The sequence below is a fragment of the Catenulispora subtropica genome, assembly GCF_039531675.1.
GTDB classification, from domain to species: domain Bacteria; phylum Actinomycetota; class Actinomycetes; order Streptomycetales; family Catenulisporaceae; genus Catenulispora; species Catenulispora subtropica.
Genome location: NZ_BAAAQM010000031.1, coordinates 21,023 through 43,123 on the forward strand (window position 1 = coordinate 21,023; position 22,101 = coordinate 43,123).

The window sequence follows — 22,101 nt, forward strand, 5'->3', positions numbered from 1 at the left end:
AGCCCAGTGGGGTTGCGCACGTGTTGCGCAACCCCACTTTGCGTGGTTGACCAGGCCGATCCAGGGTAGGGCGTTGCTGGTGAGGACCACCCTGACGGAGGGACCATGATGCAGTTCGACGTCGTGATCGAGATCCCGGCCGGATCCCGTAACAAGTACGTGATGGACCATCAGTTGGGTCGGATCCGACTGGAGCGGCAGTTGTTCACGTCCACGAGCTATCCGGCCGACTACGGCTACATTCCGGACACGCTCGCGCTCGACGGCGACCCGCTGGACGCGATGGTGCTGCTGGACGACCCGGTGTTCCCCGGGGTGCAGGTGTCCGTGCGGCCGGTCGGGGTCTATCGGTCCCGCGACGAGGAGGGGGTCGACGACAAGATCCTCTGCGTGCCGGCCGGGGATCACCGGTATGAGGAGATCCAGGATCTGGGTGACGTCGCCGAGGAGCGGTTGCAGGAGATCGGGCACTTCTTCGACGTGTACAAGGACACGGAGCCGGGACGGCATGCGCATCCGGGAAGGTGGGCCGATCGGGCTGCGGCGGAAGCCGTCATCACAGCGGACCTACGCCGGGGTGAAACGAACGGCTGAGGACGATGCGGCGGTCCCGGCCGGCGATGGCATCACATCGCCGGCCGGGACCGCCGCTCTTCGCGCCGAGCACTCACACTCTTGCCGCTAACCCATCACGGCAGCGTCCACTTCTGGTTCGCGTTCCCGCTGCACGACCAGATCTGCGCCTGGGTCCCGGGGGTGGTGGACCACCCCGTGTCGTCCAGACACTTGCCCGACTGCGGGTTCAGCAGCGTACCGTTCGACTGCGGCATCCACACCTGCGCACCGGTGCCGTTGCAGTCGTAGAGGTCGACGGTCGTGCCGTCGGCGGTCCCTCCGGCGTTGACGTCCAGGCACTTGCCGAGGACGCGCAGCGTGTGGCCCGACGTGTCGACGGTCCAGGTCTGAGCGCTGGTGCCGTTGCAGGTGTAGACCTGGACCGGGTTGAAGTTCGCGGTCGAGGCCGAGCGGTCGTCGAGACAGAGGCCCTGGTAGCCCGTGATGGGACCGGTGTGGCCGCCGCCACCGCCCCCGGAGGTGCCGGTGATCGCGTTGAAGATGCCGGAGTAGGCGTAGCCGACGTTCTTGTCGTAGCTGTCCACTTCCCAGAACGCGAGCTCCGCCACGCCGTTGTCGGCTGCGAAAGTCTCGAGAGTTTGCGCGTCGCCTTGAGAGAACGGTGCGCCGTCGTCGTTGGTGCCGGCTATGGGGGTCAGGCCCATCTTGGCGTACGCGGCTGAAGTGGAGATGCCGTAGAGGCTGGCCAGCTGGCTCGCTGTGCCGCGGGCCGAGGACAGGGCGTCGTCGATGACCGGTTGGCCGTCGTAGTAGTCCATGGTCATGATGTTGACCACGGAAACTGATACGCCCTGGGTCTGCGCGTCGCGGAGGAGGTTGAGCTGGTCGGCCGGGAGGCCGGTGGGGTCGACGCCGAGGGTGAAGTCCACCTGGAGGCCGGGGACCTGGGACTGGAGGGCGGCCAGGGCCTGGTCGCGGCGGGTGGTGGCGGCCGTGTCGCCGAGGACGCCGCCTTCGATGTCGAAGTCGAGGCGGGTGACACCGTAGGTGGTGACGATGTTCTTGTAGGCGGCGGTCAGGGACGAGACCGAGGTGCACGTCTGGGCCAGTTCGCCGCCCTCGGCGCCGCCGAAGGAGATGATGACGTCGCCGCCGGAGGACCGCAGGCTGTTGATCTGCGAGGTGAAGGAGCCGACGGGGTAGCCACCGTCCTCCCAGATCGGGGTGCAGCCGGACTGCGGGATGAGGAAGGCCAGGGTGTAGTACTTCAGACCGGTGGCGCTTTGGTCGGCGGCCATGTCGCCCGCGGTGCTGTCGCTGAGCTGGAGATACGGGGCGGCGTAGTGCGCCGGGAACGTGCCGGCGGCATGCGCCGGGGTGGCGGCCAGGCTGGTGCCGAGCGCTGCGGTGACCGCGGTGAAGGTCGCGGTCAACGCGGCGCGTAGTCGGCGAGACTGTGGTAGGCGGGACGTGCGGGGGGTGCCCATGGAGTTCTCCTGTCTCGGGTGGGGGCACGAGCGGGAACGAGGGGCCGTTGTTACAGAAACAAGCGCTGTAACACTGGGTTCCGATGTGGGAGTGAAGCACTGGCGGCTAGGCACGTCAATGCCCGAAGTTCGCTGATCTCGGCTTCATTTACGATGCGAGAGAAGAGAGAGGGGGGGGGGGCCGTCTGAAACAACGTGGTTGTTTCAGACGGCCGCCTGGATGGGAGAGGCTCAGCCCTGATAGGGGGCGATCATCTTCGAGAACTCGTAAGGCGCCTGCGGGATATCAGTGCACTTCGACAACGAGCCGGTGCACGCGTTGCCGTCCCGGGTCACGTCCCAGAACGCCAGCTCCCCCAGGTGCTGCTGCTGGGCGAAGGTGAGCAGCTGACTCATGTCCGCCTGGTAGAACACCTCCGAGGAATTGTCGTTCTGGCCGATCATCGGCGTGACGCCGATCATGTTCCACACCTGTGCCGAGGTGAGGGACGGGTACAGCGGCGTCAGCTGGTTGTAGAGCGACTGCGCCGTGTCGATGGCGTAGGTGCCCATCTTGCCGCTGGGGTTGGGGGCCTCGATGTCGCCGAAGTCCATCGCCATGCCGTTGACCATGGTGACCTTGGCGCCGTACTTCACGGCCGACTGCACCACGTAGAGTCCGTCCGCTGTGAGGCCGGAGGGGAGGATCGGCAGGGTGAGGGTGACCGCCAGCTGCTTGCCGGCGGCGGCCGCTGTGCGTTGCAGGGCCGCTATGGCCTGCGAGCGGCGGTCGATGGAGGTGTGATCGGCGACGGCGGAGCCCTCGATGTCGAAGTCGATCTGGGTGAGGCCGTAGGCCGTGATCGCCGACTGGTAGGCGGCGGTCAGCGACGTCACGTCGGTGCAGGACTGGGCCAGCTCGGTGCCCGCCTCACCGCCGAACGACGGCTTCACGTCGCCTCCGATGCCGCGCAGGCTCGCGATGTCGGACTGTTCGAAGCCCGCGTCCATCGCGAAGGCGTTGAACCAGCTGGGTGTGCAGGTGGCGGTGCCGTTGACGATGAAGCCCAGGGAGAACTGGCGCAGTCCGGTCGTCTCGGCGATCTGCGTCAGATCGGGCGTGGGCCAGGCGCCGATGTCGACGAAGGGAGCCGCGACGCCGGGCAGGTGCCCGCCGCCGGTGTCGGCCAGCGTCGTCGCGCTGACCGCGGCGCCGGCCGCCGAAAGGTTCCCGGACGTGTCGTAGGCGCGGACGGTGAACGAGTACGCCGTCGACGGCGCCAGGCCGGTCACGGTCGCCGCGGTGCCCGGCGAGGTGGCGACGATCGTCGAGCCCGAATACACGTTGTAGCCGGCGACCGAGACGTTGTCGGTGGAGCCGGTCCAGGACAGCGACACCGCGTGCGCGGTCGTACTGAGCACGGTCAGGCCGGTCGGCGCGGTGGGCGCCTGGGTGTCACCGGTGCCGTCGCAGGGGTTGGAGTTCAGCTTGCAGCCGGACGGGTCGGTGTACGCGCCCGAGTAGCTGGCGTCGAAACCGATGGTGATCGAGGCGCCGGGCGCGATCGACGTGTCGTAGGACTGCGGGACGACGTTGTGGGTCGTGCCGCTGGGCGTGTCGGTACCGCCCCACATGCTGGTGATCCGCACAGTCGACGGCAGCGTGAACTGCAGGTTCCAGGGGGTCAGCGGCACGGACAGCGGGTTGGTGACGACGTACTGCGCCTCGAATCCGCTACCCCAGTCGGAGGTCTTGGTGTAGACGGCGGTGGGCAGCGAGCTGGTGGCGGCCGTGGCCGTCGGCGGGGCCAGAGCCAGGCCGGCGGTGGCCAGGACGCCGGCGGCCAGAGCGGCGGCCGGCAGGGATCTGCGGCGGGTCAGCGTGGGCATCAGACTTCTTCCTTCGGCCGTCAGCACGGGCCGTTGTCGGTCCAGACGTTCTGCGAGTTGTCACCGGGCACGTCGCCCTGGGTCCACCACTTCGCCGACCACGAGTGGCCGCCGTAGCTGACGATCGCGCCGCCGTTGTACGCCGTCGCGGAGTTCCACGCCGGAGCGGTGCAGCCGGGCGGGGTGGTCGGCGAACCGCTGGTCGGCGGTGTGGACGGCGAGCTGGACGGCGGCGTCGGCACCCCGTAGGGATCGGCGATGATGGTGACCGTGCGGTGCTGCACGCCCCAGCCGTCGGCCTGCGTTCCGGGCAGCCAGACGTCGACCGTGTCGTTCTGGATCCATGTGCCGATGTCCGCGGCGTAGCAGGTCCCGTACCCGGGCACGGTGAAGTAGGTGCCCCACGGGATCACACGCGGGTCGACCGCGCACACGCCGAGCTGGGCGTTGTAGCCGGAGGCCGTCGCCCCACCGTCGTTGTACGAGGTCACCATCATCGTCAGCGTGCTGCCGACCGGTGTCCGCCACGGCACCACGGACCCGGCGGAGTTCAGCTGGTAGGGCGCCGACATGTCGCCGAGCGTCGAGTCGGCGCCGCTCTGCGCGCTCATCGCCTCGAAAGAGTAGAAGGCGTTCTGACAGGGCGCGTTGTCCACCGCGGTGAGCGTCGTCTGCCCCCAGTCGGAGACCCAGGCGATGGCCTGACCGTTGCGCCACACCCGATAGGCCTGCGCCCCGGCCACCCGGTCGAAGCTGATGTTCACCTGGCTGCCGGCCAGGGTGCCGACGACGTCGCCGGGCGGGGCGAGCCGCGTGGAGAAGTCCACCGCCGGCGCGGTCTGCAGCGGCGGCACCCACGGGGTGTCCGAGCGCGGCGGCGGGGTGACGTCGGTCCAGAACGGACAGGTCGGCAGCGAGGAGGTCCCGGCGGCGTGGGCCTGCTGTGCCGCCACGACCCCCGCCCCGCCGAGGGACGCGGCGGTGAGGATCACGGCGCCCAGGATGGCGCGCGTCCGGGCGCTCGACCGGCGGCTCGGGGGGTGCTCGCGTGTTCGCTGCCTGATGGAGAACAGGCTCATGGTGTGCTCCCAGTGACATCGGAAAGAGGACGGTTCCGGAGCCGCAGAGCACATAATTGGACTAGACCATAGGGCTGTCAAGGGAATCGCGACCCTTGCGCCGCGTCAAGGGTCGGACAAGGGACCGTGCGGCCGACGTGGGGTTTTGATCCACGCCGGCACCGGCTCAGGCTGCCGGGGCTCGCAACGGGTGTTCGAGTTCTGACTCGTCAGGCGCGAGGACGCGGGCGGCTTCGCGCACCAGGCGGTGCAGTCGGTAGTGGCCCCGCGTGCAGGCTTGAAGGAGTGCGGCGTCGAAGAGATCTTCCAAGTGGCCGGCTGCCTCCTCCGGGCTCATGTCGCACAGTACGGCAACGGCACGGACGTCGACGCTGCGGCGCGGGGAACGGCTGAGCGCCCCCAGCAGATACCGCTGGGCGGGAGTGAGCGCGGCGAAGGACAGGGCGATGGTGGCGAGGACGTCGTTGTCGCCGCCCACCAGCGGGTACGGACATCCCGTGGCCCGCAACTGGTCCAGAAGATCGGACACGCTCCAGTGGGGGCGATCGCGCAGCCGTGCGGCGGCGATGCCGATCGCCAGCGGCAGGCCTTCGCAGAGTTCGACGACGGCCGCGACGGCGGCCTTGTCGGCGAGACCGTCGGCCGGGCCCGCGATGGTGCTGAACAGCTGCACGCCCTCGGCGTCCCGCATCATGTCCAAAGCCAGCGGAACCGAGCCTTCCAGCGAGGTCAGTCCTGCCCTGCTGGTGACCATCACCAGCGCTCGGGGCGAGCCGGGAATCAGGGGCCGAACCTGCGCGGGGCCTACGGCGTTGTCGAGGAGGACCAGCGCTCGCTTGCCGGCCAGGAGCGAGCGCCACAGGGCGCTGCGACCGTGCAAGCCGGACGGAAGGTCAGCGGCGGGGACGCCGACGTCGCGGAGAAGAAGTTCCAGGGCCTGCCCGGGATCCAGCGGCTCGGCGGACGCGGTGAAGCCCTTGAGGTCGACGTAGAACTGCCCGGCGGGGTAGTCCGCGGCGAGTCGGTGGGCCGCGTGGACGGCGAGCGCCGTCTTCCCGACGCCTCCCATGCCCGTGATGGTCACGATGCCGGGAGCGGACGTCTCGGAGCGGGCGGCCAGGGCGGTGAGTCTCCCCGTCTCGCTGACGCGTCCGGTGAACTCCGTCAGATCCCTCGGCAGGAAGTTCGGGCCGGGCTCGTCGAGGCGCGGCTGAAGAACCTGGTGCCGCGCGGTGCGCAGGACCGGACTCGGCTCCAGCCCCAGTTCGTCTATCAGCAGTCGGCACCCCTGCTCGTAGACGGCGAGCGCCTCGGCCTGGCGCCCCTCGCGACGCAGAGCCTTGATGAGTGCCGCGCGCAATGCCTCATGGTAGGGGTGTTCGACGACCAGCCGAGCCAACTCGCCGACGACCCGGAATTCCTCGCCGCCGGCGAGGGCCAGTTCGGCCAGTTGTTCGCCGACTGCCAGCCGCTGGTCGTCGAGCAACGCGGCGATCCGGCCCAGGCGGCCGTCGGCCAGACCGGCCAGCGCGGGTCCCCGCCACTGGGCCAGAGCGTCGCGCAGGTGCGAGACGGCCGCGCCGGGCCGGCCTCGGGCGACGTCACGCCGCGCCTTCCGGGCGTGGTCCTGGAACCGCAGTGCGTCCACGACCGATCCCTCCGCCTCCAACTGGTATCCCACGCCGGTGCGCACCACGTTCACCGATCCGTCGGCGCCGTCGAGCGCCCGGCGCAGACCGTGGACGACGTTGTGCACCTGCTGGCGGACCGTCGGCGGCGGGTCGTCCCACAAGGCGTCGACGATCCAGTCGTGGGGGACGACGGTGTTGCAGTTCATCGCGAGCAGCGCGAGCACGCGGCTCGCCCGCGGACCGCCGAGGGTGACGGCCCGGGCTCGCACCATCACCTCCACGGGGCCGAGCACCCGGATGTCGACGGCCTTCGGATCGTGATCGGAGTGACGGGTTTCGTGGAGCGTATGCATGCGATCCCCATGGAACTCGGTGCCTTGCGACGGCGGTGACGCCGTCGATCTTCGCTACCGAGTCTGTTCGCCCTGGTCGAGCGGTCGGAAGTTTTCCGGTCAACTCCGGACGCCGCACTCTGGCACACACGCCGGGGAATCAGTGTGGGAATGGGCTGCTGGCCGAGCACGGGACGGGTCCGCAAGGATCCGTCCCGCTTCGCGTTCCCGTCGTCCGACTGGTCGAAGTGGCCGGTCGCCCGACGCCGGTGGTCCAGTCGGGCCGTCAGGCCGACAGGCTGGTTGCGTCCCGCCCCATGGCGCCGGTCTCGGCGTCGACGTGGGCAGCCTGGTCCGCGATGGTCGCCCAGAACCGGGAACATTCGCGCGCGATCTTCACGATTTTGTCGACACAGTGCCCGGGGATCTGGCCCTCGACCTCGTTCCACCGGGTCATGGTGGCCATGCTCTGATCCAGCCACCTCAGGAGCAACCGCCCGGAGTCGGTATAGCGCAGCATCGGGTCCCGCCGGAGGCTGGCGAACATCACTCCGGCATCCACGACCTGGGGCGGCGGATCCGCCACGGCCCCGCGCTCCTTGGCGAACGTCGCCTGCTTCCGGGCCTCCCTCGGGGGCAGAGGGCTGCGTCCCTCCAGGACCCGCAGACGGACGTCGCGCGCTGTGCCGACGGATATCCCCGCTTCCCGGGCCACGGTGCGCAGCGACGCCTCGGGCCGCTGCGCGATGATCATCCCGGCGGCGAGGCGGCCGTCGGCCACACTGAGCGGACGCACTCGGCCGTCGGCGCCGACTCGCGGGGTGTCGCCTCCGGTGTGCGCGCCGTCGGCGAGAGCCGCCTTCCGGATCTTCGCCACCGTGGTGTGCGAAAGGCCGGCCGACTCCGCGATCGCCCGATCGGACAGGTGCGGGTGGGAGCCGATGATGCGCAACGCCGCGGATCGCCGTTCCGCGCGGCTCAGCGGAAGGCCGTGAGCGGTGTTCGCCGAGACCCCGACGCGGAACGCTTCTTCGCGCGTCCCGTGGAAGTACACGGCTGCGATGTGCGTATCGCCCCGGCGCTCGGCGGCGGCGAGGCGGTGCGCGCCGTCGACGACCCGCATGGTGGCGGCGTGGAGGACGATCGGTGGAAAGGGTCCATCGATCTCGGCCAGGGTCTGCACGTGCCGCTCGTCGAGGCCGCCGGTGCGGGCGGAGTCCCCTTCACCCACTGCGTGAATCCCGACCGAGAACGCGGGTGCGCCGGACAGCGGGTCGTCGGTCTGGCCGCCCGGGCCGGTCGTCCGGCCGGGGAAGCCGTAGTGCTCGCCGTGTGCCGTACCGGCCCGGTTGTGCAGCCGGACCGTGGAGGTCCGGTTGAGGGTTTGGAAGCCTTCTGTCGCCGAGCCGACTCGTATGGTCATACAGCGTTCCCCCGTTCCTAGCCGCCGCGGAATGGCCTGGCGACGACTATCGACAAGGGGGCTACTGGCGCCCTACTCCTGTTCTACCGGGAATCAAGCGAGTCGGCGTTCAGCGGATGCCCAGCTTGCGCATTAACCGCAGGCCCTTGACGGTCTTGGCGACCTGCTTGGTCCAGTCGGTGTCGGGCGGGTTGGTCAGCACCTGCTTCTTGAGTACCGCGACGTTCTGGACATCGGTGTACTTGAGCATCCCGGCGTCACCGTGCCGGCTGCCGACACCGGAGGCCTTGAGGCCGCCCGAGGTGCTCTTCTTCGAGGCGTAGGAGGCGGCCAGACCGTCGTTGACGTTGATGTTGCCGGCCTGGATCCGGCGGCCGACCGCCTCGGCTGCGCGGCGGTCGCTCCCCCAGACGCTGGCGTTCAGGCCGTACTCGGTGTCGTTGGCCAGCGCGACGGCCTCGTCCACGGTGGCGTAGCTGTAGATGGCGGTCACCGGACCGAAGGTCTCGGCCCTGGCCAAGACCATGTCCGGTGTCACGTCGGTGAGGACCGTCGGCTCGAAGAACGCCGGCCCCAGGTCCGGGCGCGGCTTGCCGCCGGTCAGCACCGTCGCCCCCTTGCCGACCGCGTCGTCGACGTGCGCCTGCACGCGCTCCCGCTGGGCGACGGAGACCAGCGAGCCCATGTCCGGGGCGAAGTCGTAGGTGGCGCCGAGACGGATGGCCTGTGCGGCCTCGACGAAGCGCTTGGTGAACTCCTCCCGGCGCCGCTCGGAGACGTAGATCCGCTCGATGTGCATGCAGGCCTGGCCGGTGTTGAGGAAGGTGGCCGCGACGGTGCCGGCGACCGCCTCGTCCAGGTTCGCGTCGTCGAGGACGATCAGTGGGTTCTTCCCGCCGAGTTCCAACGTGCAGCCGACGAGGTTCTGGCCGGCCTGCGCCCCGATCACCCGGCCGGTCGCGGTCGAACCGGTGAACATGACGTAGTCCGCGTTCTCCACGATGGCCGCCCCGATGTCGGGGCCCTCGCCGCAGACGATCTGGATCAGTCCGGCCGGGAGCCCGGCTTCGTAGAGCAGGCGGACGCCGTAGGCGACGTTCAGCGTGGACTTGTTGTCCGGCTTCAGCACGACGCCGTTCCCGGCGATCAGCGCGGGCATGGCGTCGGAGAGACTGGTCGCGAACGGGAAGTTCCACGGCGAGATCAGGCCGACGACGCCCTTGGGGATCCGGACCTCGGTCGACGTGGAGACGATCGGCACGACGCCGCCGTGCTTGCGCTCCCTGAGGATCCGGGGCGCAGCCTTGATGTAGTGGCTGGTCACCATGAGGACGTCGCAGGTCTCTTCGAAGGCCATCCGCCGGGCCTTCCCGGTCTCGACCTGCATCAGATCGGCGACGACCAGCCCCTGGCCGAGCAGCAGCTCGTGGAACCGCTTCATCACCCCGACGCGCCGCTTGAGCGGCCAGGACGCCCACACCGCCTGCGCCGCGCGCGCCGCGCTGTAGGCCGCCTTCACGTCACCCGGATCGGACTGTGGCAAGTCGCAGACCTTCTCGCCGGTGTACACCTCGGTCACCGCATGGGAGCGGCCACTGGTGGAGACCACCATGCCGGTGAGCTTCGCGAGCAGGTCAGGGGTGACGGAGGCCGGGAGACTCATGGCGGGACTGTAACGCGTTCTATTTGAGATGTCTGTAGCCGCGCGAAGGGCGCCACCGGTCGGCGGCGCCCCCGCTTCCCCCCAGGATGACTCAGGCGGTCAGGACCGCATCGGCCCGCGACGGACCGGGCGGGAAGGCGCTCCCGTCGTGGATGATGACGCCCGCGCCGACGACGGTCGGACCGGGCGGGAAGGCGCTCCCGTCGTCGATGATGACACCCGCGCCGACAACGGTCGGGCCGGGCGGGTAGCTGGTCGCGTCCTCGAGGACAATGGTGTCGCGCCGCATCTGCGGAATGATGACGCCCGCGCTGACGACCGTCGGCCCGGGCGGGAACGCGGCGGACGCCTGAGCGATGCCGCCCTGCGGCACCTGCGGCACCTTGGTCCCGGCCTGCGCCGGCCCGGTCGCGAGCAGCGCGGTGCCGAAGGCCGTGACGACGAGCGTGACGGCGGCGGTGGTGCGACGGAGTTGCATTTCTGTGTTCCCCCCAGGTGATTCGCGGTGGTGCTTTGGACGTCTCCACTGTCGCCGAGCCAGGGCGGCCGCACCTGAGCAAGCGATGCTCATTTCGCGGGAGGTTCCAGCCGGATCGCCGTCTGAGCAATGCTTACTCAGGTGGTTACCCTGCCCGGGGAGTTGAATTGTCCACGGAACCGTTGACGGAGCACTGGTGAGGAGCGCGAGATGGGCGTCTACGACTCGATCGGCGGAGCACGGATGCTGCGCACGGCGGTTGACCTCTTCTATCGCCGGGTCCTCGCCGATCCCGCGCTCCAGGGCTTCTTCGAGGGCGTGGACGTGGAGCGGCTGTCCGCGCATCAGCGCTCGTTCCTCGCGATGGCGCTGGGCGGCCCCGACCTTTACGGCGGCCGGGAGTTGGCCGAGGCTCATCAGGGGATGGTGATCGGCGACGCCGAGTTCGACGCGATGAGCGGGCACCTGGTCGGAGTGCTGCGTGATCTCGGGGTCGGCGGTGAGGAGTTGGAGCTGGCGATCGAGCGGGTCGAGGGGTTCCGGGACGCCGTGGTCGCTTCACCTCTCCAGGACGCTGACCAGCTCGCTTCGACTGGCGACGCCTAGCTTGGTGTAGGCGTTCTGAAGATGGTTGTTGACGGTCCGCACCGAGAGGAACAGCTGCTCGGCGATGGCGCGGCTGGCCAGCCCTTCGGAGGCCAGTCGGCAGATCTCGGCCTCGCGCTGAGTCAGCGTTCCGCCGGCGCGCGCCGGCGTCGCCAGCAGTGGCGTCCGTGCCCCTTCGCAGAGAGCTGCCCACTCCATCGCCCGCGCGGTCGCGGAGGCGGCCTGGCGCGAGCTGCCTCGTTCCTGCCACGCGGCCGCGGCCGCGGAGGCCGACTCGGCGGCCGCCAGGAGCATGCCCATCTCGGCGAACCGCTCACCGGCGGCTTCGAGGTGCGCCGGTTCCTGATCCGCCAGAGCTGATACGAAGGCCGAGCGCACAGCGGCGACCGGGCTGTCGCAGCGGACCGCGACCTCTCGCAGCAGCGGCCGGGCCTGGGGAGCGGCACCGAGCCGGGCGGCGTCGTGAAGAAGCTCGACGCACGTTGCCCGCAGGTCCTCCTCAGCGGCCTGGTGCGCCGCGTCCAGGAGGATGCGGCTGCCTCGGGTGGCGTCTCCGGCCACGGCCGCTGACCAGGCGCGGCCTTGGGCGACCATGCCCAACGACGATGGCAGAGCGCTGAGCATCTCAGCCGCCGCCGCAGCCTCCTCGGCATCCCCGCTCTGGGCCAAGGCCGCGGTCAGGCAGGCTGTGGCGAGGAACGCGGGCCCGGTCAGCCCGCGGGCCCGGGCGACCGCGATCCCGTCCCGGGCCCAGCGCGCCGCGGATCGCGGCCGTCCGGAGGCCAGCAGGATGCGGCCGAGCTGCCAGGAGTAGCTGGCCTGGGCCTGGGCGAGGTTGTCCTCGACGGCGTGGTGGAGCGCGCGGGTCATCCCGGCGGCCGCGGCCGGCAGGCGGCCCGCCGCGAAGTCGACCAGCGCCTCCGCCATGGCGTCCGAGCCTTCGTGGACGAACAGGGACTCCGGTTCGTCCGTCGCCCACGGCCGGCGGCTTTCGGCGAGGACGGCCATGGCCCGTTCGCAGGCGCCGATCGAGGTCAGCGCGTAGGCCTCGGCGATGGCGCGCAAGCGGGACGGCTTCGTGCGGCGTGGCTCGGGTGATGACAGGGAGCCCGAGCTGGCCGGACTGCCCGGACTCCCCGAACTACCCGAACTACCCGAACTACCCGAGGCGTCCGAAGCGGCAGACGCAGCCACGGCACCCCGCCCGCTCCCGCTTCCCACCACCTCCCCCAACCGCGCCAAAGCCGCCACCGGCTGATCAGCGAACGCCAGCTGCATCGCGGCGAGCGCCGCCAGCTCGCCGTGGAACTCCGGCGGCAGTTCGGCGCGCGCGGCGTCGAGGATGGCGAGACCGTCGTCGAGCCGCCCCAGCCCCCAGGCCTTGACGATCGCCCGGGCCTGGGCCAGCCGCTGCTTGAGCGCGTCGGGCGCGGGCAGGCCGGCCGCCGCCTCCAGTACGGCTTCGGCTTCTTCGGAACGGCACTGCGCGTGCAGGGCCTCGCTGAGCAGCACCCGCGCTTCGACGCTGTCCTCGGCCGCCAGCGATCCTCGTGCCAGACGCTCCAGCCCTGCGTGGTCGGCCGTGTGCCGGGCGAGTCGGCCGGCTTGCAGCAGCAAGCGCGCGTCGGCGGACCCGGTGGCCGCGAGCCGCCACGTCGCGACCCGCAGCGGGTCTTCGCGACGGCGCAGACCGTGCTCCTCGACCCGTTGCGCCTGGCCGGTCAGTGCCGCACGCGCCCGGATCCGTGTCATCGAGCTCTGCAGCACCTGCCCGTACACCGGATGCGCGAGGCTGACCTCGTGGCGCCGGCGGTCGGTCCGGACCTGGATGAGACCGTTCGACTCCAACTCGTCGAGCGCGTCGATCGACGTCACCGCGGCGAGCTCGTCCAACCCGAGCGGCTGACACAGCGCCAGCAGGTCGAGCACCGCGCGGCCGTCGGGGCCGACAGCACGGATGTGGTCCCCGACCAGCTCCAGGAGCCGGGGGCTGCTGGGCAACGTGCCGGTGAGCCGCCACACCCCGGCCTCCGCGCTCAGCGTCCCGTCGGCGGCCGCCCCGAACAGCAGCTCACGAAGATAGAGCGGATTCCCCCGGCACGCCTCCCAGAACACCCGCGACGCGCTCAGCTCCACCTGCGCACCGAGCGCCTCGTGCAGCAGCGCGTCGATCCCGTCCCGGTCCAGCTCCGCCAGATCGATCCGGATCGTCCGGTCGCCGGACCACAGCGCGGCCAGCGCGTCCGGCGTCGGCTCCCCACTGCGCAGCGTGCCGAGCAGCAGAATCTGTCCCGCGGCAGCCTGCTGGCACAGCAACCCTAGCGACAACCGATCCAAAGACGGGAAGTCGTCGACGAACACCAGCAGCTTCGCGTCACCGGCGAGCGCCCGCAGGTCCTGCCGGGCCAGCTCAGCGAGCCGCGCCGCATCGGGCTCGGCCACGGAGTCGGAGCGCAGCAGATGCGCCAGCGCGCCGAGCGGGATCTCGGCGGCCGCCCGCGTGGCGGCGACCCGGACGCTGCGCCACCCGGCCCGCTCGGCGACCTCCACGCACTCCTCGGCGAAGCGCGTCTTGCCCACTCCGGGCGGACCGCAGACGAGGACGAGGGCCGCGCCGCCCTCGGCGAGCGCGTGCTGGAACCGGGTAAGTTCCCCGTCCCGGGCCGTCAACGGCCACCGGTTCGCTATATGTGTCAGACCCCCCACGTTTACGGAGATTAGTGCATCAGCGGGCTGACGCCAGACACGAACGAGGCGCCGAGACCGTTCGGTCCGTGCATCGTTCACGGCGGCCCGGGCTGTCCTCGTCGTGTTCCCGCTATGCGGCCGGAACCGGCAGTCGCAGCTGGAACCGGCAGCCGCCCTCGACGTTGTCCACCGTCACGTCGCCGGAGTGAGCCTCGGCGATGCCGCGGACGATGGCCAGCCCGAGGCCGGCGCCCGCGCCGACCGGGCTGTCGGCCTCGGGAGTCCTGGCCGGGGTGCCGCGCCAGGCGACGTCGAAGACGCGGTCCAAGTCCTCGGTCGGGATGCCGCCGCAGGCGTCGGTCACGGAGATGCGGATGTGGGACTCGGCCGGGATCGTGTCGGAGGGGAGGTCGATCTCGGTGCCGGTGGCCGCGTCCGGGCTGCGCACCTCCGTGGCCTCGATCCGGACCATGCCGTCGGCGGGGGTGTGGCGGATCGCGTTCACCACCAGGTTGGACAGCGCCCGCGAAAGTTCCCGGATGTCTCCGCGGACCGTCGCGGAAGTGGTGACCACGCCCGACAGGTCGATGCCGCGCGCCTTGGCCAGCGGCTGCCCCTCGGCCAGGGCTCCGTCGACGAGGTCGGCCAGCGCCACGCTCTCCAGGGTGAGCTTCAGGGCTCCGGCGTGGATGCGGGACAGTTCGAAGAGGTCGTCGACCATGCCCGCGAGGCGGTCCGCGGCCTGGCGCATCATCATGTGGTACCGCGCCGGGTCCGGGGCGACGCCGTCCTCCAGAGCCTCGGCCATGGCGCGCAGGCCGGCCAAGGGCGTGCGCAGGTCGTGCGAGACCCACGCGACGAGTTCGCGGCGCGACCGTTCCAGGGCCCGTTCGCGATCCCGCGACTCGGTGAGCTTCGCGCTGGTGGCCGCCAGTTCGCGGCTGAGCGCGGCGAGTTCGGCGGTGGCCGGGGCCTGGCGCGGGGCCGCCTGTTCGCCGTCGCCGAGGGCTTGGAGAGCCGAGCTCAGGGTCCTGCTGTCGTCGGCCAGGCTGCGGCCGAGCAGGAACGCCAGCACCAGGGTGACGAAGGCGCCGGACAGCGACACGACGAGCACGACGCCCGCGTCGTGGGAGGAGATGAACATCGCGCGGGAGGCGATCAGCGCGCCCGCGACGACGGCCAGCACCGCGGTCGCGGCGCTGGCGAACAGCGACGCCCGCAGCGATCGGCCCCGCAGCAGCCGCAGCACGATCCAGCCGATCGAGGCGGCGCCGACGGCCGACCCGGCGCCCATCAGGATGATGAGAAGCTGGTCACGCATCGTCGTCCCGCCTTCCGGAACACCGGACGTCATTCACCTGCTATGTCCTCCGTCCCGCCGCCCGGCACGTCCAGGCGGTAGCCGACCCCCCACACCGTCGCGATCACCGCGGGCACGGCCGGATCGGCCTCGATCTTCTCCCGCAGCCGGCGCACGTGAACCGTCACCGTCGACTGGTCCCCGAACTCCCAGCCCCACACCTGCTTCATCAGCTCCGCGCGCGTGAACGCCTGGCCGGGATGCTTGAGCAGGAAGGCCAGCAGGTCGAACTCGCGGCCCGTGAGCGCCAGCGGCTCCCCCCGCAGCCGGGCCTGGTGGCTGGTGACGTCCACTTCGAGCTCGCCGGCCCGCCGCACGTCCGGTGCCTGCCCCGGACCCGGCCGGCCGGCCCCGGCGCGCCGCAGCACGCTCGCGGCCCGCAGCACCAGCTCGCGGGGGCTGAAGGGCTTCGTCACGTAGTCGTCGGCGCCGACTTCCAGTCCCAGGATCCGGTCGCTCTCCTCACCGCGCGCGGTCAGCATGATCACCGGCACCTCGCCCAGGGCGCGGATGCGCTTGTGCACCTCGTAGCCGTCGAACCCGGGCAGCATCAGGTCCAGCAGCACCAGGTCGGGCAGGCGCTCGCGGGCGGCGGCGACCGCGGAGGGACCGTCGGCGGCGCAGCGCACGGTGTAGCCCTCGCGGGTCAGGTAGGCGGCGACCACCTCGGCCACCGTCGTGTCGTCCTCCACGACCAGGACGTCCCAGCTCGGCCGGCTCGGTCCGGCCGTCGCGGCCATCGGAGCCGTCATCGGATCGCCACCCTTCCGTGCAGCAGGATCGGCGCGGCCACCAGCGTAGTCGCCCCGGCGACCAGCAGTGCCGCGGCCAGTGCCCGGCGCACCCGCGGTGAGGTGGTGCGGGCGGCGAGCCAGCACAGCGCGAAGACCACCGGGGCCAGCACCGCGTCGTGCAGCACGACCCCGCCGAGCAGCCAGGCGGTGACGTCGGCCGGGCGCCGGACCTCCGGCGCGGTGAGCAGGCCGACGACGCCGTAGAGCGCGACGCCGGTTCCGGCCAGGATCGTCGTGTAACGGAGCGCCTTCACGCGATCACCGCCAGCCGCCGGACCCACTTGGTCTGCAGGACGCCGGGCCGGTTCGGCACGATGATCCGCGCCGGATAGCCGTGGTCCAGGGTCAGCACCTCGCCGTTGAGCCGCAGGGCGAGCAGCGCGGAGGGGTCGCGGACGTACTCGCGCTCCAGGATCGTGACGGCGTAGGCGCCGTAGGTCTCCATGGACTCCACTCGCACGTCGGCGTGATGCGGAACGCCCGCCATGTCCATCAGCTCGCTGATCCGGACGCCCTGCCACTGCGCGTCCACCGACCACCCCTCGACGCAGGCGATGGGCAGCTTCACGGAGGTCTGCGGCAGGGCCGTCAGCTCCTCCCGGCTCAGGCTCAGCTCCCGGGCGCCGCCGCTCACCTCCAGGCGCCAGTCCGCGGCCGTGACCGCCGGCGTGATCCCGGCCTGCACGGCGGTGCGGTTGACGGGCACGTCCAGCTCACCGAAGCCGACATCGCGCGGGGACAGCACCGACACCGGCGCCACGCTCGTGACGGACTGCCCGACGGTGGCCACGGTGACCGTCCCGGCCGCCGCCGCCGTCGTCGTGATGAACGCCCGGCGCGACACCCCCTGGCGCCGCGCCTCGACATCCGCCTGGTACGCCTCGACCAGCTCCGTCCCGGGGCCGCGGAACCCGCGCGCGATGGCCGGGGCCTTGACCCCGACGTGCACGACCAGCGCCCCGACGGTGATCCACGCGACCCAGTAGTGGGTCTGGACGAACGGGAACTGGTCGCCCCACACGTACCACTGCGCCGCGTTCAGCAGGCCGGTGACCAGCTCGAAGACCGCCCCGGCGAACAACACGAGGATGCTCAGCCGCTCCAGCGCGTGCGCGACCGACTTGAGCGGCGGCCACTCGAACAGCTTGGGGTAGACGGTCCAGAGTTTGGCCAGCAGCAGCGGGATGGCCGCGATGCCGCTGCTCACGTGCAGCCCCTGCGTGAGCCGGTATCCCCAGCTGGGCCGGGTCGGCAGGTGGTGCGCCAGCCACGACGGCGGGTGCTGGAGCACATGGCTGACCAGTCCGGTGAGGAAGGCCGTGGCGAACGCGACGCCGAGCGCGGTGCCGATGAGCGTCGCGGTGCGCTCGTCGTGCAGCCGGCTTCGGAAGCTTGGCAGTGGTGGTTTCCTCACGGGACCAGATAACCGTCTCGGCGGGGCTCGCGGTGCCGGCGACGTCTTACGAAGTGATGACGGCCGCCGGAGCCCGCGACCAGGTCTTACAGACCGGTGACGGCCCGGCGTGGGATCTCCCTGCGCAGCCGCGCCCTCGGCCAGGGTGGAGCCATGAAGACGGGAACCCATCGGGTCCGGCTCGGCGCCGCGCTCGTCGTGCTGGCCGGTCTGGTCGCGGGAGTCGCGGTCGCGGTCCGGCTGCCCGGCGGCTCGCCGTGGTCGCTCGGGCTCCAGGGCTTCGCCCTGCTCGCGGCCCTGTTCGCGGTCTACGGCCTCGGAGCGTGGCTGGTCGCGTCGCTGGCCCGGGGCCGAGCCGCGGTGGTGACGCTCGGCGGTGCGGTCGCGACGCAGATCGCGGCCCTGACGGCGCCGCCGCGCTATTCGGACGACCTGTATCGCTACGTGTGGGACGGCCGGGTACAGGCGCGGGGCATCGATCCCTACCGCTACGTCCCGGTGGCCTCGCGCCTCGTTCCGCTGCGCAGCCCGGAGCTGTTCCCGTCGAGTGCGCCTCCGGGGCACTGCGTGGGGTCGGGCCCGGACGTCACGGCGGCCTGCACGCTGATCAACAGACCGCTCGTCCACACGATCTATCCGCCGGTCGCTCAGGCGTACTTCTGGCTGGTGCACTGGTCGGGTCCGAAGGGCGTCCAGGTGTTCGCCGGAGTCGCGGCGGTGCTGGTCACCGCTGTCCTCATCTGGGGTCTGCCACGCGTGGGCGCCGATCCACGGTTGGCCGTGCTGTGGGCGTGGTGCCCGCTGGTCGCGATCGAGGCGGGCAACAACGGGCACGTGGACGTCATCGCGATGATCCCCACCGCCTGCGCGCTGGTGATCCTCGGGGCACGGCGCACTCTGACGACCACCAGAGCGGTGGCCGGCGGAGCCGTGCTGGGGCTGGCGGTCGCGACGAAGGTGACGCCGGGGTTCCTGGTGCCGTCCTCGGTGCGGCGCAAGGGGCTGCCGCTGCTGGCTTCGCTGTGTGGAGTCGTCGCTGTCGTGTATCTCCCGCATGTCGTGGCGGTCGGCCGCGGTGCAGCCGGTTTCCTCGGCGGCTATCTGAACGAAGAGGGCTACGACGACGGCCGCCGCTTCGCCGTCCTCGACCTGTTCCTGCCGCAGGGATGGACCTCGGCGGGCGCGGTCGTGGTGCTCGCCGCGACGGCCGTGCTGGTGTGGTGGTTCGCCGATCCCACGCGGCCGTGGCGCGGGGCGGTGGTGATGACCGGGATCACGCTGCTGGTCGCCGCGCCGAGCTACGCCTGGTACGCGGAACTGCTGGTGCTGCTGGTCGTGTTCAGCGGATGGCGGGCGACGCCCTGGCTCGCCGTCGCCCTCGCCGGGTACGCCGGACAACTCGGCGAACGCGTCGGCTGGAGCTACGGCGCGGCCGGCGTGCTCGTCGTCGCGGCGTGGTCGGTCGGCCGGCTCCGAACGGCGCGCACCCCCGGTGCGCGCGAGGAGCCGGTGACCGCCGAGACCGGAGGCGTCGCAGAGTCCTGGGACGCTGTTCCGGTCGACGTGATCCTGCCGTGCCTCGACGAGGCCGGGGCGTTGCCCTTCGTGCTGAGCCGGATGCCGTCGCATTATCGTGCGATCGTCGTGGACAACGGGTCCAGCGACGGTTCCCCGGAGGTCGCCGCGCGGCTCGGGGCCCGCGTCGTCCACGAGCCGCACCGCGGGTTCGGCGCGGCCTGCCACGCCGGGCTGCTCGCCGCGACCGCCGACGTCGTCTGCTTCCTGGACTGCGACGGCTCGTTCGATCCGGCCGACCTGCCGAAGGTCGCCGGTCCGGTACTGGCCGGACGGGCCGACTTGTTCCTCGGGCAGCGCCGGCCCACGTCCCGGGGCGCCTGGCCGCCCCACGCACGCCTGGCCAACCGCCTGCTCGCGTACCGGATCCGCCGCGCGACCGGCGTGGCGCTGCGGGATCTGGGGCCGATGCGGGCCGCCCGGCGGGAGGCGTTGCTGGAACTGGCGATCGCCGACCGGCGGTTCGGCTACCCGCTGGAGATGGTGTTGAAGGCCGCGGACGCGGGCTGGCGGATCGGGGAGACCGACGTCCCCTACGCGCCGCGCACCGGCAAGTCGAAGGTCACCGGCACGATCGGCGGCACGGTCAAGGCCGTCGGGGACATGCGCAGGGTCTGGAAGGCGGCGACCGAGTGAGCACCCTGATCGTCATCGCCAAGACGCCCGTGCCCGGCCGGGTCAAGACCCGGCTGACGCCGCCGTTCAGTCCGCGGGAGGCGGCCCTGCTCGCGGCGGCCGCTCTGGAGGACACGCTGCACGCCGTGGCTGAGACAGAAGCCGGACATCGACTGCTCGTGCTGGACGGCGAGCCTCGGGCGTCGTGGTCGCGGAGCTTCACGGTGGTGCCGCAGGTTCAGGGCCCCCTCGATCGCCGGCTGGCGGCGGCGTTCGAAGCCGCGGCCCTGCGTGATCCGGGTCCGGTGCTGCTGGTCGGCATGGACACTCCGCAGATCAGCCCGGAGCTGCTGACCGCGTGTCTGCCCGCTGATTCAGAGGATGCGACCCTCGGGATGGCGGACGACGGCGGGTTCTGGTGTCTCGGGTTCCGGAGTCCTCGTCGGCACGACCTCAAGGGCCTGTTATACGACGTGCCGATGTCCACAGATCATACTGGCGCTGATCAACTCTGGCGCCTGCAAGAGGCCGGGCTGCGGGTGCGCTCGGCCCCCACGCTGCGCGACGTCGACCTGGCCCAGGACGCCGCACACGTCGCCGACCTCGTCCCGGACAGCCGGTTCGGCACCCGGTTCCACGTGCTGCGGCGGCGGCTCGGCGCGCCGGTCGGATCGTGACGGCGACGGCGAGCGCGGCCGCCGGCGCCTGGACGTCCAGCACCCGCTACGCACAGGCCCTCAGTGATCCCGGACGCCCTCTGCTCCTGCGGACCAGCACCGGCCGGACGCTGGCGCTGGACGCGGCGCGGTTCACCGCCGCGCCGGACGCGGTCGACCGCGCGGTCCTCGACCGCTGCCAGGGTCCGACCCTCGACCTGGGCTGCGGCCCGGGACGACTGGTCGCCGAGCTGGCCCGGCGCGGGATCCCGGCACTGGGCGTCGACGTGTCCCCGGCCGCGGTCCTGCTCGGGCGGGCCGCGGGCGCCGCCGTGCTGCAACGCAGCGTCTTCGGGCGGCTGCCCGGGGCCGGGCGGTGGCCGCACGCACTGCTGATGGACGGGAACATCGGCATCGGCGGCGATCCTGCGGCACTGCTGTCCCGGGTGCGGGAGCTCATCCGGCCCGGCGACGGGGAGCTGGTGGTGGAGACCGAGGCCGACGACGTCCACGAGGACTACGTCGTGACGTTCGACGGCGGCGGGGAGCCGTTCGGCTGGACCCGGATCGGGAGTGAGGCCCTGGCGCGGACAGCGGTGGCGCTCGAGTTCGTCGTGGCCGAGCGCTGGTCGGCCGACGGGCGGCGGTTCGTGGCGCTGCGACGGCCGGAACGGCGGACGGAACAGCGGACGGAATAGCGGACGGAATAGCGGACGGAATAGCGGACGGAACGGCTGCCGGGACGGCGGCCGTAACGGTGGACGTCGCAGGGAACCGGAAGGATGGTAGCTGAGATGAAGGTGCTGGTGACCGGCGCAGCCGGGTTCATCGGGTCGCACATCGTGGCCGCATCGCTGGCCGCGGGACATGAGGTCGTCGCACTCGACGTGCTGCTGAGCGCGGTGCATCCGGATCCGGCGGCCGCCCGGGCACGGCTGCCCGAGGGTGTGCAGCTGATCGAGGCGGACGTGCGGGACACCGCGGCGGTCGCGGGAGCGCTCCAGGACGTCGACGTGGTCTGCCATCAGGCGGCGATGGTCGGGCTGGGTGTGGATCTGAACGACGCGCCTCTGTACGCGGGCTGCAACGACCTCGGCACCTCCGTGGTGCTGGCCGGGATGGCGCGGACCGGGGTGCGGCGGCTGGTGCTGGCGTCGTCGATGGTCGTTTACGGCGAGGGCCGGTACGACTGTCCCCGGCATGGCCAGGTGGCCGCCGCTCCTCGCCAGGAGGCTGATCTGGCCGCAGGCCGGTTCGAGCCGCTGTGCGGGAGCTGCGGCGACGAGCTCGTGCCCGGACTGGTGGACGAATCGGCCGCGCTCGACCCACGGAACGTTTACGCGGCGACCAAGGCCGCGCAGGAGTTCCTGACGTCGGCGTGGGCCCGGGCGTGCGGCGGCACGGTCGCGGCACTGCGGTACCACAACGTGTACGGCCCGCGGATGCCGCGGGACACGCCGTACGCGGGAGTCGCCGCGATCTTCCGGTCGGCCCTGGCGGCCGGCCGCGCACCGCTGGTGTTCGAGGACGGCGGCCAGCGGCGCGACTTCGTGCACGTGCGCGACGTCGCCGCGGCCAACGTGGCGGCGCTGAACTGGACAGCGAATGCTTCGGCGGGGACCTTTCGGGCGTTCAACGTAGGCAGCGGGACGCCGCGGACGGTGGGGGACCTGGCGTCCGGGCTGGCTGCGGCGACCGGAGGGCCGGAGCCTGTGCTCACGGGGCGGTACCGGTTGGGCGATGTGCGGCATGTGACGGCGTCGAGTCGGCGGTTGCGCGACGAGCTGGGGTGGGAGCCTGAAGTCGACTTCGCCGAGGGGTTGAAGGAGTTCGCAGGCTCCTGCGACATCTGAGG

18 protein-coding genes are annotated in these 22,101 nt (G+C 71.4%); 6 read left to right on the forward strand and 12 right to left on the reverse strand.

Annotation, left to right across the window (positions count from 1 at the left end):
• Positions 1 to 108: 108 nt before the first annotated feature.
• Positions 109 to 594 (forward strand): inorganic diphosphatase, encoded by a 486-nt coding sequence (locus ABD466_RS25195; RefSeq protein ID WP_344659702.1) that lies wholly within the window; start codon positions 109 to 111, stop codon positions 592 to 594.
• Positions 595 to 689: 95 nt separating this feature from the next.
• Here the strand turns inward: ABD466_RS25195 and ABD466_RS25200 are convergent, their stop codons facing one another.
• From ABD466_RS25200 to ABD466_RS25230, 7 genes are all read right to left on the reverse strand, one after another.
• A complete protein-coding gene (locus ABD466_RS25200) occupies positions 690 to 2,063 on the reverse strand; it encodes a ricin-type beta-trefoil lectin domain protein (protein WP_344659636.1) in 1,374 nt (457 codons plus the stop codon).
• A gap of 231 nt (positions 2,064 to 2,294) precedes the next feature.
• Positions 2,295 to 3,932, reverse strand: a complete 1,638-nt coding sequence (locus tag ABD466_RS25205) for a cellulose binding domain-containing protein (protein ID WP_344659637.1) — start codon at positions 3,930 to 3,932, stop codon at positions 2,295 to 2,297.
• A 20-nt stretch (positions 3,933 to 3,952) separates the two neighbouring features.
• Entirely contained in the window at positions 3,953 to 5,011 is a 1,059-nt protein-coding gene (locus ABD466_RS25210) for a carbohydrate-binding protein (RefSeq protein ID WP_344659638.1), read from the reverse strand.
• A gap of 166 nt (positions 5,012 to 5,177) precedes the next feature.
• Positions 5,178 to 6,995 (reverse strand): AfsR/SARP family transcriptional regulator, encoded by a 1,818-nt coding sequence (locus tag ABD466_RS25215; RefSeq protein ID WP_344659639.1) that lies wholly within the window; start codon positions 6,993 to 6,995, stop codon positions 5,178 to 5,180.
• Between the two features lie 265 nt (positions 6,996 to 7,260).
• Positions 7,261 to 8,397: a ParB/RepB/Spo0J family partition protein gene (locus ABD466_RS25220; RefSeq protein ID WP_344659640.1), complete on the reverse strand. Its 1,137-nt coding sequence runs from the start codon at positions 8,395 to 8,397 to the stop codon at positions 7,261 to 7,263.
• 109 nt (positions 8,398 to 8,506) lie between these two features.
• Positions 8,507 to 10,060, reverse strand: a complete 1,554-nt coding sequence (locus ABD466_RS25225) for a succinic semialdehyde dehydrogenase (RefSeq protein ID WP_344659641.1) — start codon at positions 10,058 to 10,060, stop codon at positions 8,507 to 8,509.
• Between the two features lie 91 nt (positions 10,061 to 10,151).
• Positions 10,152 to 10,538 (reverse strand): hypothetical protein, encoded by a 387-nt coding sequence (locus ABD466_RS25230; RefSeq protein ID WP_344659642.1) that lies wholly within the window; start codon positions 10,536 to 10,538, stop codon positions 10,152 to 10,154.
• Between the two features lie 210 nt (positions 10,539 to 10,748).
• Between ABD466_RS25230 and ABD466_RS25235 the strand changes: the two genes are divergently transcribed.
• Positions 10,749 to 11,144, forward strand: coding sequence for a group I truncated hemoglobin (locus ABD466_RS25235; protein ID WP_344659643.1), 396 nt, complete (start codon positions 10,749 to 10,751; stop codon positions 11,142 to 11,144).
• On the opposite strand, the gene ABD466_RS25240 is transcribed toward ABD466_RS25235, so the two are convergent.
• From ABD466_RS25240 to ABD466_RS25260, 5 genes are all read right to left on the reverse strand, one after another.
• Positions 11,097 to 13,850: a LuxR C-terminal-related transcriptional regulator gene (locus ABD466_RS25240; RefSeq protein ID WP_344659644.1), complete on the reverse strand. Its 2,754-nt coding sequence runs from the start codon at positions 13,848 to 13,850 to the stop codon at positions 11,097 to 11,099. The two genes, ABD466_RS25235 and ABD466_RS25240, sit on opposite strands and share 48 nt — an antisense overlap.
• Before the next feature lie 112 nt (positions 13,851 to 13,962).
• Positions 13,963 to 15,153 (reverse strand): sensor histidine kinase, encoded by a 1,191-nt coding sequence (locus tag ABD466_RS25245; protein WP_344659645.1) that lies wholly within the window; start codon positions 15,151 to 15,153, stop codon positions 13,963 to 13,965.
• A 29-nt stretch (positions 15,154 to 15,182) separates the two neighbouring features.
• Positions 15,183 to 15,944 carry a response regulator gene (locus tag ABD466_RS25250; RefSeq protein ID WP_344659646.1) on the reverse strand — a complete coding sequence of 254 codons (762 nt, stop codon included), beginning with the start codon at positions 15,942 to 15,944 and terminating at the stop codon, positions 15,183 to 15,185.
• Complete coding sequence (locus tag ABD466_RS25255; protein WP_344659647.1) at positions 15,941 to 16,240, reverse strand: hypothetical protein; 300 nt, start codon at positions 16,238 to 16,240, stop codon at positions 15,941 to 15,943. Before ABD466_RS25255 ends, ABD466_RS25250 begins: the two co-directional genes overlap by 4 nt.
• Positions 16,237 to 17,400 carry a molybdopterin-dependent oxidoreductase gene (locus ABD466_RS25260; RefSeq protein ID WP_344659648.1) on the reverse strand — a complete coding sequence of 388 codons (1,164 nt, stop codon included), beginning with the start codon at positions 17,398 to 17,400 and terminating at the stop codon, positions 16,237 to 16,239. Before ABD466_RS25260 ends, ABD466_RS25255 begins: the two co-directional genes overlap by 4 nt.
• A 1,509-nt stretch (positions 17,401 to 18,909) precedes the next feature.
• On the opposite strand from ABD466_RS25260, the gene ABD466_RS25265 reads away from it, so the two are divergent.
• The 4 genes from ABD466_RS25265 (at position 18,910) to ABD466_RS25280 (ending at position 22,099) form a co-directional block, all read left to right on the forward strand.
• Positions 18,910 to 19,611, forward strand: coding sequence for a glycosyltransferase family 2 protein (locus ABD466_RS25265; RefSeq protein WP_344659703.1), 702 nt, complete (start codon positions 18,910 to 18,912; stop codon positions 19,609 to 19,611).
• A complete protein-coding gene (locus ABD466_RS25270) occupies positions 19,608 to 20,267 on the forward strand; it encodes a TIGR04282 family arsenosugar biosynthesis glycosyltransferase (RefSeq protein WP_344659649.1) in 660 nt (219 codons plus the stop codon). The genes ABD466_RS25265 and ABD466_RS25270 overlap by 4 nt, the downstream gene beginning before the upstream one ends.
• On the forward strand, positions 20,264 to 20,944 hold the full coding sequence (locus ABD466_RS25275; RefSeq protein ID WP_344659650.1) for a class I SAM-dependent methyltransferase: 681 nt from the start codon (positions 20,264 to 20,266) through the stop codon (positions 20,942 to 20,944). Before ABD466_RS25270 ends, ABD466_RS25275 begins: the two co-directional genes overlap by 4 nt.
• A gap of 96 nt (positions 20,945 to 21,040) precedes the next feature.
• Positions 21,041 to 22,099 carry an NAD-dependent epimerase/dehydratase family protein gene (locus ABD466_RS25280; RefSeq protein WP_344659704.1) on the forward strand — a complete coding sequence of 353 codons (1,059 nt, stop codon included), beginning with the start codon at positions 21,041 to 21,043 and terminating at the stop codon, positions 22,097 to 22,099.
• Positions 22,100 to 22,101 lie beyond the last annotated feature (2 nt).

Coding starts and splice junctions, on each gene's coding strand:
- ABD466_RS25195 (WP_344659702.1), top strand. CDS start 109: ATGCAGTTCGACGTCGTGATCGAGATCCCGGCCGGATCCCGTAACAAG.
- ABD466_RS25280 (WP_344659704.1), top strand. CDS start 21,041: ATGAAGGTGCTGGTGACCGGCGCAGCCGGGTTCATCGGGTCGCACATC.
- ABD466_RS25205 (WP_344659637.1), bottom strand. CDS start 3,932: ATGCCCACGCTGACCCGCCGCAGATCCCTGCCGGCCGCCGCTCTGGCC.
- ABD466_RS25225 (WP_344659641.1), bottom strand. CDS start 10,060: ATGAGTCTCCCGGCCTCCGTCACCCCTGACCTGCTCGCGAAGCTCACC.
- ABD466_RS25210 (WP_344659638.1), bottom strand. CDS start 5,011: ATGAGCCTGTTCTCCATCAGGCAGCGAACACGCGAGCACCCCCCGAGC.
- ABD466_RS25215 (WP_344659639.1), bottom strand. CDS start 6,995: ATGCATACGCTCCACGAAACCCGTCACTCCGATCACGATCCGAAGGCC.
- ABD466_RS25200 (WP_344659636.1), bottom strand. CDS start 2,063: ATGGGCACCCCCCGCACGTCCCGCCTACCACAGTCTCGCCGACTACGC.
- ABD466_RS25235 (WP_344659643.1), top strand. CDS start 10,749: ATGGGCGTCTACGACTCGATCGGCGGAGCACGGATGCTGCGCACGGCG.
- ABD466_RS25220 (WP_344659640.1), bottom strand. CDS start 8,397: ATGACCATACGAGTCGGCTCGGCGACAGAAGGCTTCCAAACCCTCAAC.
- ABD466_RS25230 (WP_344659642.1), bottom strand. CDS start 10,538: ATGCAACTCCGTCGCACCACCGCCGCCGTCACGCTCGTCGTCACGGCC.
- ABD466_RS25250 (WP_344659646.1), bottom strand. CDS start 15,944: ATGACGGCTCCGATGGCCGCGACGGCCGGACCGAGCCGGCCGAGCTGG.
- ABD466_RS25245 (WP_344659645.1), bottom strand. CDS start 15,153: ATGCGTGACCAGCTTCTCATCATCCTGATGGGCGCCGGGTCGGCCGTC.